Source organism: Hydrogenophaga sp. H7 (assembly GCF_002025745.1).
Lineage (GTDB): Bacteria > Pseudomonadota > Gammaproteobacteria > Burkholderiales > Burkholderiaceae_C > Hydrogenophaga > Hydrogenophaga pseudoflava.
Genome location: NZ_MCIC01000017.1, coordinates 267,062 through 283,160, shown reverse-complemented (window position 1 = coordinate 283,160; position 16,099 = coordinate 267,062). Strand labels below are relative to the sequence as shown.

Below are 16,099 nucleotides of genomic sequence, written 5' to 3'. Positions count from 1 at the left end.
TATTATTGGTCGCTTATATCACCCCCGAGACCTCGGGGGTGTTCCTGTCAACGCAGGCCGGCGATGTAATCCGACACGGCCTTGATTTCCATGTCGTTCATCTTGGCAGCGACGCCGGTCATCTGGGCGTTGTTGTTGCGGGCACCAGCGCGGAACGCGTTGAGCTGGGTGCGGGTGTACTCGGCGTGCTGACCCGACAGGCGCGGGTACTGAGCGGGGATGCCGGACCCGGTGGGGCCGTGGCAGCCGGCACAGGCGGCGATCTGGCGGTCGGGGATGCCGCCGCGGTAGATGCGTTCACCGGCGCGGACCAGGTCCTTTTCAGTGGCGAACCCGGTAGTCGCCTTCTGGTCGGCCAGCCAGTAGGCGATGTTGCGCATGTCCTCATCGGACAGGGCAGAAGCAAACCCCTTCATCACCGCGTTGTCGCGCTTGCCCGACTTGAACTCCTGCAGCTGCTTGACCAGGTACTCGGGATGCTGGCGGGCGATCTTGGGGTTGGCGGGCGTGGTCGAGTTGCCATCGGCCGCGTGACAGGCGACGCACACCTGGCCGTACAGGGCAGCGCCCTTGGCAAGGTCGGGCTTGGCGGTCTGAGCATGAGCGCTGAACGACAGGACGGCCGCTGCGGCGGCGCAAAGAAGTGATGCAGGCAATTTCATGTCTGGGGCTGTCGTCGCAGGGACGGCGTCGGGTTGATTGGAATTCGCAGGGAAACAGAAGACAACCGAGGGATTTTACAATGGCCCATTGGTAATACCCCTGATGACCCACACCCCCACCACCTCCTCCACCGCCCCGCGCCCCACACGCCCGGACCCCAAGATCGCACACAGCTGGCTGCACACGGCGCGATTCCTGACCACCGCGCCACAGCTGGAGCACCTGCCGGCCCTGGATCTGCCGGAAATCGCCTTCGTCGGCCGCTCCAACGCCGGCAAGTCGACTTCGATCAACACGCTGACCCAGCAAAAGCGCCTGGCCTTCGCATCCAAGACGCCGGGCCGCACGCAGAGCATCAACCTGTTCGCACTGGGCAAGCAGGGCGTCACCGATGCGGTGCTGGCCGATCTTCCGGGCTATGGCTACGCCGCTGTGCCCAAGGAAGCCAAGCTGCGCTGGCAGCGCGTGATGGCCAACTACCTCGTCACGCGGGAAAACCTGCGTGCGGTGGTGCTGCTGTGCGACCCGCGCCTGGGACTGACCGAGCTGGACGAGGCCCTGCTGGAGATCATCCGCCCTCGCGTCGAGGACGGTCTGAAGTTTCTGGTGTTGCTGACCAAGGCCGACAAGCTCAACCGGGCGGAAGCCAACAAGGCGCTGTCGATCGCGAAGCTGCAGGCTGGCGGCGGCGAGGTCCGGTTGTTCTCGGCACTGAAGAAGCAGGGCCTGGACGAAGTCGCGCTGCTGCTCTGGAACTGGGCCCATGAAGCGCCCGCCGCGCCCCCGGCTGCGGACGAAGGCGCCGATGACTCCGACTCCGACGACGCTCAGCGATAGAACGAGGCTTCACCCGCCGGTCGGGTCTTGAAGCGCTTGTGCACCCAGTAGTACTGCTCGGGTGTTTCGTCGATCCACTCCTGCAGCAGCCGGTTCATGCGCGCGGTGTCGGCCACCACGTCCTCGGTCGGAAAGTCCTGCCAGGGTGGCAGCACCGTGATGTCGTAGCCCTCCGGCGTCAGGCGGCTCAGGATGGGCAGCACGCGAGCACCGCCCATGCGCGCAAAGCGCGAGAGCGAGGGAATCGTCGCCGCCGTCACCCCATAAAACGGCACAAACACCGAATCGCGAGGCCCGTAGTCCATGTCGGGCAGCAGGTACAGCGGCTCCCCGGCCCGCAGCGCGCTGACCAGGGCCTTGAGACCGGCGCTCTTGGCCACGATGTGCGGCTCGCCGAAGCGGCGCCGGCCTTCGGCCATCCACTGGTCCATCACCGGGTTGCGCTGACGTGCATACAAGCCACAGAAGCGCCGCTCCACATGGGCCGTCAGCCCGATCCAGCCCGCGTCCATGCCGACAAAATGCGGCGCAAACAGCAGCGTCGGGGCGGTGCTCTGCAGCTCGTGCACCGCACCACGCAGGCGCAGGCGGCTGCGGACCTGCTCTGCGCTCCCCTCCCACAGCCAGCCCCGGTCCAGCCAGGCCTGGGCAAACAGCACGAAATGCTGGCGCACCATGCGCCGGCGCTGGGCGGCGTCATGTTGCGGGAAACAGAGCGCAAGGTTGATTTCTGCGATGCGGCGGCGGCGGCCCACCAGGGCGTACAGCAGCCATCCGAGCATCGCACCCAGCGCCCGCAGCCAGGACAGCGGCAGATGCCGGGTGATGCGCAACATGCCCAGCACCGCCAGGCTCAGCAAGGTTTTCAGCAAAGGGCCGCGCGAAGGTGTTGTGGAGGCCGTCATGAGGTGCGCTCTGCCTCCAGCCGTGCCGCATGGCTAACGCCTGACGGCGCCTTGTAGCGTTCGTACGACCACAGGTACTGGGCCGGACACTCCCGCACCAGGGACTCCATGGCGAGATTGATCTGGTGCGCCGCTTCCTGTGGGTCGGACGACAGCTGTCCACCCGCTTCCGGACGGAAGGGCCGCAGGCGCACCCGGTAGCCGCGCCCCCAAGACAGGCGTTCGCCCCAGATGAGCAACACGCGGGCCCCCGCCGTCAGCGCCAGCCGGGCCGAGAGGGTCATGGTGTAGGCGTCACGGCCGAAGAAAGGTGCCCAGACCCCCTGCCCTTCGGGCGGCACCTGGTCGGGCAAGAGCCCCACCCCCTGGCGTTGCTTGAGCGCCTTGATCAGCTGCTTGACCCCCGCGAGCGTGGTCGGAGCGGTCAGCAGGCCGGGCCGGCTGCGCGCCTGCTCCATGATCTCGCGCAGCCAGGGCTGGCGCGCCGGCCGGTACAGCACCGTCACCGGCATGCGGTCGCCAAAATGCTGGGCGAACAACTGCGCGGTGACTTCGAAGCACCCGAGGTGCGGCGTCAGGAACAGGACGCCATTGCCCTCGGCGATGGCCTGCTCGATGAGCTCACGGCCTTCCCACTCCAGATGCACAGGAGCGCCCAGCCACAGGCGCGGCAGCTCGGTGACCATCTTGCCAGCCTCGGCCACCGACGCGAGCGCCACCGAACGGGGAAAACCGGCCTGCTCAGCGTGGGCGAACAAGGTGCGCCGGTAGCGACCCGACAAAGCGAAGCTCAGCCAGCCCAACAGCCAACCGAGGCCATGCAGCAGCGGAAGCGGCAGGCGCGACAGAAACCGGAACAGAAGTGGATACAAAGCTTTAGAACCGGATGGGCGTAAAATCCGCCCATCGCCGAGTTATTGAACTAATTGCGGGGCGATTCACAAATGCCGCTAAAGCGTTCGCCGAACCCAGAAAGACCGGCAACGCCGGTTCAAACACTCTGGAGTTTATATGGCGAACGACTTCCTCTTCACGTCCGAATCCGTCTCCGAAGGCCACCCCGACAAGGTTGCCGACCAGATCTCGGACGCCATCCTCGACGCGATCTTCAAGCAGGACCCGCGCTCGCGCGTGGCCGCCGAGACGCTGTGCAACACGGGCCTCGTGGTGCTGGCCGGTGAAATCACCACCAACGCCCATGTCGACTACATCCAGGTGGCGCGCGACACCATCAAGCGCATCGGCTACGACAACACCGAATACGGCATCGACTACAAGGGCTGCGCGGTCATGGTCTGCTACGACAAGCAGTCCAACGACATCGCCCAGGGCGTGGACCACGCCAGCGACGACCACCTCAACACCGGTGCGGGCGACCAGGGCCTGATGTTCGGCTACGCCTGCGACGAGACGCCCGAGCTGATGCCCGCGCCGATCTACTATGCGCACCGCCTGGTCGAGCGCCAGGCCCAGCTGCGCAAGGACGGCCGCCTGCCCTTCCTGCGTCCGGACGCCAAGAGCCAGGTCACCATGCGCTACGTGGACGGCAAGCCGCACAGCATCGACACCGTGGTGCTGTCCAGCCAGCACGCGCCCGAGTGGAGCCTGGGCGACAAGATGAAGCCCGAGTTCAACGAGGCCATCATCGAAGAGATCATCAAGCCGGTGCTGCCCAAGGAATGGCTGCAGAACACCCGCTACCTGATCAACCCGACCGGCCGCTTCGTCGTCGGCGGCCCGCAGGGGGACTGCGGCCTCACCGGTCGCAAGATCATCGTCGACACCTACGGCGGCGCCTGCCCGCACGGTGGCGGCGCCTTCTCGGGCAAGGACCCGTCCAAGGTCGACCGTTCCGCCGCCTACGCCGCGCGCTATGTGGCCAAGAACGTGGTCGCCGCAGGCCTGGCGCGCCAGTGCCAGGTGCAGGTGGCCTACGCCATTGGTGTGGCCAAGCCGATGAACATCACGGTGTACACCGAAGGCACCGGCAAGATCAGCGACGAGAAGCTCAGCGCCATCGTGGCCGAGGTGTTCGACCTGCGTCCGAAGGGCATCATCCAGATGCTGGACCTGCTGCGCCCGATCTACGAGAAGACCGCCGCCTACGGCCACTTCGGCCGCGAGGAACCGGAGTTCAGCTGGGAACGCACCGACAAGGTGGAGGCGCTGCGCGCTGCCGCTGGTCTGTAAGTCCTTTGCCTTCCTCTGGACAAAAGCCCCGCATCGCGGGGCTTTTTTATGGTTCCAAGCGGCGGGTCACAGGTCCACAATGCCTGAAGTTTTCCGTTTGGCCGCCGATACGGGCTGAACGGCAACCCATGCCTATTGCAACGCCACGACCTGGAGCCTGGAACCATGGAACCCCCTGTCTGCCCGGATCGGACCGACAACGCCAGTCCCGAACTTGAACGACTGGTGGCTTTGCGCACGCAGGAGCTCAAGATCGCCCTGGAGCGCGCCCAGTCACTGTATGACCAGGCCCCCTGCGGCTACTTGTCGCTGGATGCCGACCTGCGTTTCGTCAACCTCAACCGCACCCTGCTGGACTGGCTGGGTTACGAGCGCGAAGAACTGCTCGGCCAGCATCGCGACCTGGCCTCGCTGCTGGAGCCGGAGTGGGTGGCGCTCATGCGTGTCCGCATGCAGAACCTGATCGATACAGGCCGCACCGATCCGCTGGAACTTGAGATTCGCCGCAAGGACGGTTCCCGCTTCCACGCCCTGTGCTCCTCGACCGCGGTGGTCGATGAGCAGGGCCGCTTCCTCTACAGCAACACCACGATCACCGACATCAGCGAGCGCAAGGCCGCCGAGCAGCGGCTGGCGGCGCACGACGCCTTCCTGCGCAGCATCACCGACCGCATCCCGACGCACCTGGCCTACTACGACAAGGACCTGATCTGCCGCTTTGCCAACACCGCGCATGCGGCGCGCAGCGGCCGGCTGGTCGGAGAAATGGTAGGCGCGCACCTCAGCCAGCTGGTGGATCCCGAGCAGTTGCCGGACATCCTGCCGCACGTGGCCGACGCCCTCAACGGCCAGAAGCAGACCTTCGAGTCCGAGCGCACCGAAGCCGACGGATCGCGCAGCTTCTACGAAATCCACTACATCCCCGACTTCCAGCTGGGCACTGTCGAAGGCATCTTCATCGAGCTGCACGACATCACCGATCGCCGCCGCACCGAGGAGTTCGTGCTGGAGGCCAACCGCGACCTCGAAGAGCGCGTGCGCGAACGCACCGCCGAGCTGTTCCAGAGCGAGCAGCGCTACCGCCTGATGGTCGACGCCATCCAGGACCACTGCATCTACTTCGTCGACGAGTCCGGCGCCGTCACCGAATGGACGGAAAGCGCCCAGCGCCTGCACGGTTTCACCCGCACCCAGATGATCGGCAAACCCTACCTGCGGCTGCTGGCGGTGGACAACGCCGGTGAGGACGAGGTCGACCCGGCGCAGGTGCTGCGCCTGGCCACGGCCCATGGCCAGTGGGAAACCCGCGGCTGGCGCCTGCGCGACGACGGCTCGCGCTTCTGGGCGCACACGGTGCTGACCGCGCTGCGCAACGAGGCGGGCGAGCTGCAGGGGCTGTCCTGCATCACACGCGACATGACCGCCGCCAAGAGCCTGGAGGACGTGATGAACGACCTCAACAAGGAACTGGAAAAGCGCGTGGCCGAACGCACACAGCAGCTGGTGGCGGCCAACAAGGACCTGGACGTGTTCTCGCACATGGTCTCGCACGACCTGCGCGCGCCTCTGCGCCACATCAGCAGCTTCGTCACCCTGCTGCAGGAGCAGCTGGGCGAGGTCAACGACCCGATCGCGCAGCAGTACCTCAACTCGATCAACAAGGCCAGCAAGCGCATGAGCCTCATGATCGAAGGCCTGCTGGAATACGCCCGCCTCGGCCGCGTGGCCATCGAAGCGCAGCCGGTGCCGCTGGCACCGCTGCTGGAGGGCCTGATCTCGCACTTGAAACAGGAGAGCCAGGGCCGGACCATCGAATGGGTGGTCGAGGACGACCTGCCGGTGGTGCGCGGCGACGCCATGCTGCTGGCCCAGGCCTTCGGCAACCTGCTGAACAATTCGGTCAAGTACACGCGGCCGCGCGAGAAGGCCCACATCGAGATCGGCTGGAAGATCAACCCCGTGGGTGGCCGCACCTTCTACGTGCACGACAACGGCGTCGGCTTCGACCTGGAAAAGGCGCACAACCTGTTCGTGATGTTCCAGCGCCAGCACCACTCGATGGACTTCGAGGGCACGGGCACCGGCCTGGCCCTGTCGCAGCGCATCATCGAGCGCCACGGCGGCCGCATCTGGGCCGAAAGCGCGCCCGGCGAGGGCTGCACCTTCTACTTCACGCTGCCGTTCGAGGGACCCGAGCCGGAGATGGACTTTCCGAAGTCGTCGATGGCCGACCTGACGGTCTGAGCACCCGGCCCGCCGCCGGGCTCAGACCTGCAGCGGCGGCTGAGAGAGGTGCAACACCACCTTGCGCGGATCGTCGGAGAGGCGGTCCAGCGCCCGGTTCAGGCGCGCCAGCAGGCGTTCGTCGCTGAGTGCATCCTCCAGCGAATCCTTGTCGTCCGGCGGGGTGCTGGAGACCAGGCGGAAGCGCAGCGGCAGTTCGACGGGCAGGTTGGGCACCTTCTCCAGCCCCTTGGCCACCACGTGCTGGCCCAGCAGCTTGAGCAGCTCGGGCTTCTGCGGACCTTCGATCAGCATGGCGAAGCGGGTGTCCGAGATGCGGCACACCGTGTCCACGTCGCGCACCACGCCGCTCAGGCGCGACGCTGCCACCACCAGCGCCCGGTCACCGGCCTCGCGCCCTTCGCGCGCCACGATGTCCGCATGGTTGGACAGCTCCACCAGCATCACACCGCAGCGATGCCCCGAACGGCGCGCCCGCTTGAGCGCGTCGCGCAGGCGCAGGCGCAGCACCGGCGCGATCGTCAGCCCCGTCAGCGGGTCGGTGCTTTCCATCGCCCGCAGCCGCGCCCGGTTCTCGCTGAAGTCCTTGGCCCGCCGGTGCAGGATGTACAGCAGCAGGGGGATCTCGATCGCCGAGCCGATCAGCACCCCGTACTGTGTCGCCAGGCTGTCGGGCAGCACGCCGGCACTGCGCAGCGCCGGGAACGGGTACCCCAGGTGGACCGGCAGGAAGCCCAGGAAGAGCCAGCCGGCGTAGGTTTCGCCCCGGCGCCAGGTCCAGAGGCAGAGCGCAATGCTCAGCACCACCGACAGCAGGCCGTAGAGGTTGAGCAGCTTGAATGCCAGCGGCGACAGCAGGGCCGCGTAGACCAGGGAATAGACCACGCCGAACAGCGACCAGGCCACCACGAAGCGGTCGACACCCCGGGAATGGCGTGGCACCGCACAGGCCTCGCGCACGAACCAGATGCCCGAGCCGGTGAGCCAGAGCATGAAGAACGACGGCGCCAGATCGTTCCACACGGCCCAGTGGGGCCAGAAGAACAGCCCCCCGATACCAGTGAACGAGGCCTGGAAGCCCAGCATGGACGCCACGTAGAAACAGTAGGCGACAAAGGCCCGGTCACCATAGAGCCGGACGTGGACCCAGCCCAGGAACAGCACCAGCAGCCCGAACCCGAGGTAGCCGCCGATGAACAGGAAGGTGGTGTAGCGCTTGGACTGCAGGTTCTCTTCGGTCAGCAGCTGCAGCCGAGGGCTGGTGGGCGCCGGCGCGTTGGCCAGCCGCAGCCACAGTGGTTCGGTGAGCAGGGGATCGACCGAAAACACCGGCGTCTGGTCGGGGTGGCTCCACTGGGCCACCGGCAGGTGGTCGCCCGCACGCTGCTCGGTCCATCCACCGTCCGCCCCGCGGGTGTAGAGGCGGGCATCGTTGGTGAAGGCGGCCGCGGTCAGCATCAGGTACCAGCGCCGCCGGGAGTCCAGCTGGCCAGGCTCGATGCGGACCCACAGCGCCGACGAACCGAGCTCGAAGGACCGGTAGTGGTCCATCGCCTCCCAGGTGCCCGGGGACTCGGCGGCGACCTGGTCCACCGTGGCGCTGCCGGAGGAGTCGATCCAGAACCGCGTGGACAGGGTGATGTCGCCCTCGCCCGGCACCTTGTCGGCCCGGGCCGTCAGGGGCAGCAGCGCGGCCAGCGCCAGCAGTCCCAGCAACACCATGCGCCAACAGGCATGGAAGCTGGAGCGGAGGCGGGCAGTGGCGCTGGACGGCATGGCCGGATCGTAGCGGCTGCACCGCGCAGCTGTTACAACTTTCACGCCACTCATCCGGCCTTGGCGCCATCTGTCGCGTGAACGCCTCGAAGCGGTCGCCGGTGCCAGTCGCCGGTGGTCGTCAGCCGGTCTTCCAGCCGGTTCACCCAGCCTGGTGCGAGCGGGTCGTGGCTCCAGCCGGCGATCAGCTCGCCCATGGGATTGAGCACCCGGTCCGGCAGCGCCAGGGGCCGGGTCTGGTTCATCAGGAAGCGGGTGAGCAGGTGGTAGCCGACGGCGCGGGTGAACAGCCGGGACAGCGAGAAGCCGGGCACCACCAGGCCGACGACGCCGTCGGTCACGCCCACGAGCAGCCGCCCGAGCTGGAACACCAGCCGCGTGGCCCAGGACACGTGCCCGTCGATGCCGATGCGGGCCGCCGTCTCGGGCCCGATCAGCCACCGGGTCAGCGGCACCGGCAACCCGCGCAGCACCGGCACGCGGATCGAATGCGCCATGGCCGCCACGAGCGCCCGGCCCAGCGGCGGCCGCGGATCGGCCTGGCCCGGCAGCAGCGGAGCCTGGGCCTGCAGCACGTCGAACAGCGCCGCCGCCTCGTCCATGGTCCAGGCCATCAGCTCCCGGCGCACGCCCAGCACATGGCCCATCACGTTCCAGGCGTGCAGGTAGGCCTCCTCGTCCTCGCGCGGCAGGCCCAGCCCGAGGGTGCGCATGCCCTTGAGGAAGGAGTAGCTGAAGGTCAGCAGGGTGTAGGCCAGTTCGATCTGGTTGCAGGGCAGGCCCTGGGCGTCGACGTCCCAGCCGTGCGCGGCGAGTGCGCGGTGCATGCTGCGGTCGGCACCCGCCAGCAACTGCGGCAGCACGCGACCACGCACCTTCTGCGGGTCGCCGCGCAGGATCAGGTGCCGGATCGTGGCGTGGATCAGCCGCACCTTGAGCACCTGGGCCACGCCCGAGCCCTCGGGGTCGGTCAGGCCGCCCTTCATCATCACCGGGAACACCATGGCGGCGGTCTGGCGGATGCGGTGCTCGGTGTGCTGTTCCAGCTGGCCGGCGATGTGCAGCACCTCGGCCAGCTGCGGCATCACGTAGCACTCGGGCAGGCTGGAGCAGAACAGCAGGGTGCAGGACAGCGGGCCGTGCTCCATGAAGATCGCCTCGGCCCGTGCGATCTTGCCAGCGTCGGCCCAGTCGGGCAGCGCCCGGGCCTGGGCCACATAGGCCTCCAGCGCAGCCGCCACCTCGGGGTCGGCCTGGCTGGCCGCCGCCCAGCCCGGCGCCAGCGCCGCGTTGTGGGTCCAGGCCGACATCAGCTGGTTGGCCTGCGCCAGGCGGGTCGCCCCCTCGCCCGTGACCGCGCTGTCGCCCGTGCGCCGGCCGATCAGGGCGGTGATGGTGTCGTCCGCTGTCGGGTCGGCCTGCATCGACTGGGCGGCCAGATCCAGCCCGGCCAGCGGACGCGCACGGGCGGCGCGCTGGTGCGGGTGGGACCACTGGCGCCAGACGGCCCAGGCCACGACCACCGGCAGACCCATCGCAAAGAAGGCGATGGCCCGCACCTCGATGGGGTGGCCCAGCAGCACCTGGAACACCAGCCCGCTGGCGTAGATGAGGATGGGCACCAGCACCGCCAACGGCAGGCCATCCGCGGGCGGTGGCGAGCGGCGCGGCGCGGCCAGCGCCTGGAAGCTGCCAACGATCAGCAGCGACACCGCCATCCAGCCGGCAAAGCCCTGCAGGGTCTCGCCGAACCAGCCGCCGTCGGTCTTCTGCATGATCCAGGCCTTGAGCACAAACACGAAGTACGAGTCGGCGCCCAGGTCGAAGGCGGTGATCACCATCGCCGCCAGCCAGGCCGTCAGCAGGCCGCTGCGGAAACCTGGATTCGCGTGGACCGGCCGGCGCCAGAGCATCAGCGAGGCCATCACGTAGCCGATCAGCGCCAGCGCGAACCACATGAGGGGAATGGCCAGCGGCACGTCCCCCAGGCGCGGACCGAGCACCTCGGTGTAGGTGTAGCGGCCGAAGAACCAGCCGCGCGAGGAGCCCATCTGCTCGGCGAACCAGCCCAGGCCCAGGGCCAGCAGCATCAGGGCGCGCGTCCGCCGGTAGCCCAGCAGCCGGGTGGCCGACCAGGCGCAGACCCAGAACATCACGGCGCACGAAACCACCAGAGCCAGGGTGAGGCCGGGGTAGTGCCAGGCGGTCCAGATCAGCAGCAGCGCCGTGCCAGCCGCCGCCGCCTGGAACACGGCGCGGTCAAGAACAGATGGGGCGGAGGAAGTGAGGGCAAAAGAAGGGGCCACAGCCAACGGCTTTCATTGCTTGGTCAACCCCCTTGGGCCGGCATTGTGACCGCAAGCACGGCGCGATACCCGCGCGGGTTCCCCCGCCCCGCGCGCAGGCGCCGTCAGCGTGGCACGAGGAAGGTGGTCTTCTCGTCCAGCCGGATCGCCTCGTCGGTGCTCGACTGCAGCCGGAACACGATGGGGTGCGAGCCGCTCGCGGCGCCCGGGGGCACCTGCACCCGCACGGCCAGCGTGCGCACCTCGGTCGGCAGCACATCCACCACCGGCTCCGAGGCGAGCGCGATGCCCTCCATGCCCTCCACCGCCAGCCGGATCAGTTGCCGGTCCTCGGTGGCGTTCATGATCTGCAGGCGGTAGACGTTCTCGATCCGTCCCTGGTCGACCATGCGGGCGAGCGCGCCGCGGTCGCGGATCACGTCCACCTTCATCGGCACGCGCAGGTACAGGCTCACGCCCACCGCCACCGCGATCGCCCCCAGGATGGCCGAATACACCAGCACGCGCGGGCGCAGCGCGCGGCGGATCGTCTGTGCCTTGTCCCAGCCGCTGGTCATGGCGTTCTGGGTCGAGTACTTGACCAGGCCGCGCGCGTAGCCGAACTTGTCCATCACCTCGTCGCACACGTCGGCGCAGGCGCCGCAGCCGATGCACTCGTACTGCAGGCCCTTGCGGATGTCGATGCCGGTGGGGCAGACCTGCACGCACAGCGTGCAGTCCACACACGAACCCAGGCCCTTTTCCTTCGGATCGACCTTCTTGCCGCGCGAGCCGCGCGGTTCGCCGCGGGCGGCGTCGTAGGTCACGATCAAGGTGTCCTTGTCGAACATCGCGCTCTGGAAGCGGGCATAGGGGCACATGTACTTGCAGACCTGCTCGCGCATGAAGCCCGCGTTGCCGTAGGTGGCGAAGCCGTAGAAGAAGATCCAGAAGGTCTGCCAGGCACCCATGGTGCCCGCCAGCACCTCGGCGGTCTGGGCGCGGATCGGCGTGAAGTAGCCGACGAAGGTGAAACCGGTCCACAGCGCGAACAGCACCCAGGCCAGGTGCTTGGCACCACGGCGCGCGAACTTGGCGCCGCTCATGGGCGCGTCGTCCAGCCGGATGCGGGCCGCGCGGTCGCCCTCGATCTTCTTCTCGATCCACATGAAGATCTCGGTGTAGACCGTCTGCGGGCAGGCGTAGCCGCACCACAGGCGCCCGGCCACCGCGGTGAACAGGAACAGCGACAGCGCCGACATCACCAGCAGGCCGGTGAGGTAGATGAAGTCCTGCGGGTACAGCACCAGACCACCCAGGTAGAAGCGGCGCGAGAGCAGGTCGAACAGCACCGCCTGGCGCCCGTTCCAGTTGAACCAGGGCAGCGCATAGAACAGGATCTGGGTGAACCAGACCGCGGCCCAGCGCAGGTGGGTGAAGGTGCCGCTGACCGAACGTGTCTGGATCTTCCGGCGCGACTCGTACAGGGAGATTTCAACGGCGTCCGGCTCGGGACTGGCCGCCGGTGCGGCGGTGGCTGCAGTGGTGGTGGACATGGTGAGGGTGGGGGAAAGTCTGCCGATGCCTGCCACTTTCCAAGAACCGTGCCAGACAAAAAATTCTTTGAATTCAGGCACTTGCCATCGGCCAAGTCTCTGCGAAACACTGCCACTCCGCCAATGGCTGCCAATATGGCAGATCATCTGGCAGCCTGGAATTTCCGGGGACGCACTTGAAATGGGCAGGACCGGCCCTTATGATTAGCACTCGCTGGAGTTGAGTGCTAACACCCGACTCCCAGTCGATCCGCGGGGCCCAGCCCCATGGCCAGTGGCCCCGCCCATCTGACCCCCAACATTTGATCCATTTCAGGAGATGCAATGAACCTTCGTCCTCTCGCCGATCGCGTGATCGTCAAGCGCATTGACAGCGAAACCAAGACCGCCTCCGGCATCGTCATCCCCGACGCCGCCGCAGAGAAGCCCGACCAGGGCGAAGTCCTGGCCGTCGGTCCCGGCAAGAAAAACGACAAGGGCGAACTGTCCGCCATGAACGTCAAGGTCGGTGACCGCGTTCTGTTCGGCAAGTACAGCGGCCAGACCGTCAAGGTCGATGGCAACGAACTGCTGGTCATGAAGGAAGACGACCTGTTCGCGGTCGTCGAGAAGTAATTCGCCCCTCATCCATCCCCAATTACTGAATCGGAGAAATCAACATGGCAGCAAAAGACGTCATTTTCGGCGGCGAAGCCCGCGCCCGCATGGTTGAAGGCGTGAACGTCCTGGCCAACGCGGTCAAGACCACCCTGGGCCCCAAGGGTCGCAACGTGGTGCTCGAGCGCTCCTTCGGCGCCCCCACCGTGACCAAGGACGGTGTGTCCGTGGCCAAGGAAATCGAACTCAAGGACAAGCTCCAGAACATGGGCGCCCAGATGGTCAAGGAAGTTGCTTCCAAGACTTCGGACAACGCCGGTGACGGCACCACCACCGCCACCGTGCTGGCCCAGGCCATCGTGCGCGAAGGCATGAAGTACGTGGCCGCCGGCATGAACCCGATGGACCTGAAGCGCGGTATCGACCGTGCCGTCGAGTCCCTGATCGCCGAGCTGAAGAAGGCCTCCAAGCCCACCACCACCAGCAAGGAAATCGCCCAGGTCGGCTCCATCTCCGCCAACAGCGACACCTCCATCGGCGAGATCATCGCCAACGCGATGGACAAGGTCGGCAAGGAAGGCGTGATCACCGTGGAAGACGGCAAGTCGCTGCAGAACGAACTCGACGTGGTCGAGGGCATGCAGTTCGACCGCGGCTACCTGTCGCCCTACTTCATCAACAACCCCGAGAAGCAGGCCGCCCTGCTGGACAACCCGTTTGTCCTGCTGTTCGACAAGAAGATCAGCAACATCCGTGACCTGCTGCCCACGCTGGAAGCCGTGGCCAAGGCCGGCCGTCCGCTGCTGATCATTGCCGAAGACGTCGAAGGCGAAGCCCTGGCGACCCTGGTGGTCAACACCATCCGCGGCATCCTGAAGGTTGTGGCTGTGAAGGCTCCTGGCTTCGGCGACCGCCGCAAGGCCATGCTGGAAGACATCGCCATCCTGACCGGCGGCAAGGTCATCGCCGAAGAAGTCGGCCTGACCCTCGAGAAGGTGACGCTGGCCGACCTGGGCCAGGCCAAGCGCATCGAAGTGGGCAAGGAAAACACCACCATCATCGACGGCGCCGGCGCTGCCGCTGACATCGAAGCCCGCGTCAAGCAAATCCGCGTGCAGATCGAAGAAGCCACCAGCGACTACGACCGCGAAAAGCTGCAAGAGCGCGTGGCCAAGCTGGCCGGCGGCGTGGCCGTCATCAAGGTCGGTGCCGCCACCGAAGTCGAGATGAAGGAAAAGAAGGCCCGCGTGGAAGACGCCCTGCACGCCACCCGCGCTGCCGTGGAAGAAGGCATCGTCGCCGGTGGTGGCGTGGCCCTGCTGCGCGCCAAGCAAGCCGCTGGCGCCATCAAGGGTGACAACGCCGACCAGGACGCCGGCATCAAGCTGGTCCTCAAGGCCATCGAAGCCCCGCTGCGCGAGATCGTGGCCAACGCCGGTGGCGAGCCCTCCGTCGTGATCAACAAGGTGCTGGAAGGCAAGGGCAACTTCGGCTTCAACGCCGCCAACGACACCTACGGCGACATGATCGAAATGGGTATCCTGGACCCGACCAAGGTGACCCGCACCGCGCTGCAGAACGCCGCCTCCGTGGCGTCCCTGATGCTGACGACCGAGTGCATGGTCGCCGAGTCCCCCAAGGACGACGCACCCGCCATGCCCGGTGGCGGCATGGGCGACATGGGCGGCATGGGCATGGGCATGTAATGCCTTGACCCGGCCTGGGGGCTACGGCCCCCCGCCAAAGAAAAAAGCCCCGCAAGGCGACTTGCGGGGCTTTTTTTTGTTGGGCCCCGCCGTGGGGTCGGCAGCGTTCAGGCCACCCGCTGCGGACCGGCCAGCGCATCGCGCAGCGCCAGTGGCCGGAACAGGCGCCACCACGCCAGGCTGATGCCGATGGTGCCCAGCCCGCCCAGCACCACCGAGCCCACCGGACCGAAGGCCGCGGCCGTCACGCCCGACTCGAACTCGCCGAGCTGGTTGCTGGCGCCGATGAAGAGCGTGTTGACCGCCGCCACGCGGCCCCGCATCTGGTCCGGCGTTTCCAGCTGCACCAGAGTCTGGCGGATGACCACGCTGACCATGTCGGCCGCGCCGGACACCGCCAGCGCCAGCAGCGACAGCCAGAACGAGGTGGACAGACCGAACACCACCATGCACAGGCCGAACACGGCCACCGACACCAGCAGCTTGGGCCCGACGCGCCGCTCCAGCGCGACGTGCGAGAGCACCAGCCCGGCCGCCAGCGCACCCACTGCCGGCGCTGAACGCAGCAGGCCCAGGCCTTCGGGGCCGACGTGCAGGATCTCCTTGGCGAAGATCGGCAGGAGCGCGGTCGCCCCGCCCAGCAGGACCGCGAACAGGTCCAGCGACACCGCCCCGAGCAGCACCGGGTGGCCCCACACATAGCGCACCCCGGCCAGCAGGGTCTGCGCGCTGACCGGCTCGTGCGGCACCGGCTGGCGCTCGTAGCGCACCCACAGGCAGGCCAGCGCCGCGCCCAGGAACATAACGGTGCAGACGATGTAGACCGCGTTCAGGTTCACCGCAAAGATCAGCCCACCCAGGGCCGGCCCGCCGATGACGGCCGCCTGCGTGCCGGTGGAGGTGACCGCCGTGGCGCGGGCCAGCAGCGGCGCCGGCACCAGGGACGGCAGCAGTGCCTGCTGCGCCGACATCTGAAACGGCCGGATCGCTCCGAGCAGGGCTGACAGTGCCAGCAGCCACTCGCGCGAGACCGCGTGTGCCAGCGTGCCGGCCACCAGCAGCAGCGCCACCACCGCCTGCGCGGACAGGCACAGCGCCACGATGCGGGCGCGGTGGTGGCGGTCGGCGGCGTGGCCGGCGGGCAGCGTCATGGCCAGCGCGGGAGCGAACTGGAACAGCCCGACCAGCCCGAGGTCCCAGGCGCTGGCCGTCAGCTCGTACATGTGCCAGCCAATGGTCAGCATCAGCATCTGGGTGCCGGCCACCGCCGCCACACGGGCACACCAGAAGCGGACGAAGGACGGATGGGACAGCAGGTCGGACATGGGGCGCAGGCTAGC

12 protein-coding genes are annotated in these 16,099 nt (G+C 67.4%); 5 read left to right on the top strand and 7 right to left on the bottom strand.

From position 1 onward, the window contains the following. Window positions 1-47: 47 nt before the first annotated feature. A complete protein-coding gene (locus tag BC358_RS17045) occupies window positions 48-662 on the bottom strand; it encodes a cytochrome c (protein ID WP_066152759.1) in 615 nt (204 codons plus the stop codon). Window positions 663-765: 103 nt separating this feature from the next. Between BC358_RS17045 and yihA the strand changes: the two genes are divergently transcribed. Then, window positions 766-1,500 carry a ribosome biogenesis GTP-binding protein YihA/YsxC gene (gene yihA, locus BC358_RS17040; RefSeq protein ID WP_079366754.1) on the top strand — a complete coding sequence of 245 codons (735 nt, stop codon included), beginning with the start codon at window positions 766-768 and terminating at the stop codon, window positions 1,498-1,500. Here yihA and BC358_RS17035 read toward each other — a convergent pair. Both BC358_RS17035 and BC358_RS17030 read right to left on the bottom strand, forming a co-directional pair. Beyond that, window positions 1,491-2,405 carry a lysophospholipid acyltransferase family protein gene (locus BC358_RS17035; protein ID WP_079366753.1) on the bottom strand — a complete coding sequence of 305 codons (915 nt, stop codon included), beginning with the start codon at window positions 2,403-2,405 and terminating at the stop codon, window positions 1,491-1,493. The genes yihA and BC358_RS17035 overlap by 10 nt on opposite strands. Next, the gene (locus BC358_RS17030) at window positions 2,402-3,277 is read right to left on the bottom strand and encodes a lysophospholipid acyltransferase family protein (RefSeq protein WP_079366752.1); all 876 of its coding nucleotides are present in this window, start codon (window positions 3,275-3,277) and stop codon (window positions 2,402-2,404) included. The genes BC358_RS17035 and BC358_RS17030 overlap by 4 nt, the downstream gene beginning before the upstream one ends. A 139-nt stretch (window positions 3,278-3,416) precedes the next feature. Here BC358_RS17030 and metK point away from each other — a divergent pair, with 139 nt between their 5' ends. Both metK and BC358_RS17020 read left to right on the top strand, forming a co-directional pair. Beyond that, the gene (metK, locus tag BC358_RS17025; RefSeq protein WP_066257905.1) at window positions 3,417-4,595 is read left to right on the top strand and encodes a methionine adenosyltransferase; all 1,179 of its coding nucleotides are present in this window, start codon (window positions 3,417-3,419) and stop codon (window positions 4,593-4,595) included. A gap of 165 nt (window positions 4,596-4,760) precedes the next feature. Continuing rightward, window positions 4,761-6,839 carry a PAS domain S-box protein gene (locus BC358_RS17020; protein ID WP_079366751.1) on the top strand — a complete coding sequence of 693 codons (2,079 nt, stop codon included), beginning with the start codon at window positions 4,761-4,763 and terminating at the stop codon, window positions 6,837-6,839. Window positions 6,840-6,860: 21 nt separating this feature from the next. Here BC358_RS17020 and BC358_RS17015 read toward each other — a convergent pair whose 3' ends face one another. The 3 genes from BC358_RS17015 to ccoG all read right to left on the bottom strand — a co-directional run bounded on the left by BC358_RS17015 (window position 6,861) and on the right by ccoG (window position 12,456). Next, window positions 6,861-8,615 carry a 7TM diverse intracellular signaling domain-containing protein gene (locus tag BC358_RS17015; protein WP_165961748.1) on the bottom strand — a complete coding sequence of 585 codons (1,755 nt, stop codon included), beginning with the start codon at window positions 8,613-8,615 and terminating at the stop codon, window positions 6,861-6,863. A 50-nt stretch (window positions 8,616-8,665) separates the two neighbouring features. After that, the gene (locus BC358_RS21960; protein ID WP_143434343.1) at window positions 8,666-10,867 is read right to left on the bottom strand and encodes a carotenoid biosynthesis protein; all 2,202 of its coding nucleotides are present in this window, start codon (window positions 10,865-10,867) and stop codon (window positions 8,666-8,668) included. A gap of 158 nt (window positions 10,868-11,025) precedes the next feature. Then, complete coding sequence (ccoG, locus tag BC358_RS17000) at window positions 11,026-12,456, bottom strand: cytochrome c oxidase accessory protein CcoG (protein WP_079366749.1); 1,431 nt, start codon at window positions 12,454-12,456, stop codon at window positions 11,026-11,028. A gap of 324 nt (window positions 12,457-12,780) precedes the next feature. On the opposite strand from ccoG, the gene groES reads away from it, so the two are divergent. Both groES and groL read left to right on the top strand, forming a co-directional pair. Further along, window positions 12,781-13,071: a co-chaperone GroES gene (gene groES, locus BC358_RS16995; RefSeq protein WP_066152738.1), complete on the top strand. Its 291-nt coding sequence runs from the start codon at window positions 12,781-12,783 to the stop codon at window positions 13,069-13,071. A gap of 44 nt (window positions 13,072-13,115) precedes the next feature. Continuing rightward, window positions 13,116-14,759, top strand: a complete 1,644-nt coding sequence (gene groL, locus BC358_RS16990; RefSeq protein ID WP_066152735.1) for a chaperonin GroEL — start codon at window positions 13,116-13,118, stop codon at window positions 14,757-14,759. A 107-nt stretch (window positions 14,760-14,866) separates the two neighbouring features. Here the strand turns inward: groL and BC358_RS16985 are convergent, their stop codons facing one another. Then, window positions 14,867-16,084, bottom strand: coding sequence for an MFS transporter (locus BC358_RS16985; protein ID WP_079366748.1), 1,218 nt, complete (start codon window positions 16,082-16,084; stop codon window positions 14,867-14,869). Between the last annotated feature and the right edge of the window lie 15 nt (window positions 16,085-16,099).

Excerpts from the sequence above, each read along its gene's own strand:
- metK (WP_066257905.1), top strand. The coding sequence starts at position 3,417 with ATGGCGAACGACTTCCTCTTCACGTCCGAATCCGTCTCCGAAGGCCAC.
- BC358_RS17035 (WP_079366753.1), bottom strand. The coding sequence starts at position 2,405 with ATGACGGCCTCCACAACACCTTCGCGCGGCCCTTTGCTGAAAACCTTG.
- groL (WP_066152735.1), top strand. The coding sequence starts at position 13,116 with ATGGCAGCAAAAGACGTCATTTTCGGCGGCGAAGCCCGCGCCCGCATG.
- yihA (WP_079366754.1), top strand. The coding sequence starts at position 766 with ATGACCCACACCCCCACCACCTCCTCCACCGCCCCGCGCCCCACACGC.
- BC358_RS17045 (WP_066152759.1), bottom strand. The coding sequence starts at position 662 with ATGAAATTGCCTGCATCACTTCTTTGCGCCGCCGCAGCGGCCGTCCTG.
- groES (WP_066152738.1), top strand. The coding sequence starts at position 12,781 with ATGAACCTTCGTCCTCTCGCCGATCGCGTGATCGTCAAGCGCATTGAC.
- ccoG (WP_079366749.1), bottom strand. The coding sequence starts at position 12,456 with ATGTCCACCACCACTGCAGCCACCGCCGCACCGGCGGCCAGTCCCGAG.
- BC358_RS16985 (WP_079366748.1), bottom strand. The coding sequence starts at position 16,084 with ATGTCCGACCTGCTGTCCCATCCGTCCTTCGTCCGCTTCTGGTGTGCC.
- BC358_RS17015 (WP_165961748.1), bottom strand. The coding sequence starts at position 8,615 with ATGCCGTCCAGCGCCACTGCCCGCCTCCGCTCCAGCTTCCATGCCTGT.
- BC358_RS17020 (WP_079366751.1), top strand. The coding sequence starts at position 4,761 with ATGGAACCCCCTGTCTGCCCGGATCGGACCGACAACGCCAGTCCCGAA.